This is a genomic window from Bradyrhizobium sp. Ses1 (assembly GCF_059512365.1).
Genome location: NZ_JCAMOQ010000262.1, coordinates 1 through 268 on the forward strand (window position 1 = coordinate 1; position 268 = coordinate 268).

Sequence of the window (268 nt, forward strand, 5' to 3'; positions counted from 1 at the left end):
CCCAAGGAAATGCCTCCGTGATTTGACGTGCAACCCATTCCGCCGTCGGATTTGCTGTGACGTTGATCCAGACGAGGTCTCTGCGGTTGAGTCGAACAATGACAAATGCATAGAGCAGGTCGAAACCGACGGTGGGAACAACGAACAAATCCATGGCGGCAATGTCCGGCGCGTGATTACGCGAGAAGATCCGCCATCCCTGGCTGGGTGGCCCGCGTCGCTTCACCATGTACTTGGCGACGCTGGACTGCGCGACCTCGAACCCGAG

General features: G+C 58.2%; 1 pseudogene. It reads right to left on the bottom strand.

The features are described 5' to 3' along the window. Positions 1-268: pseudogene (locus AC5ZG5_RS46600) on the bottom strand (transposase); the annotation flags it as partial.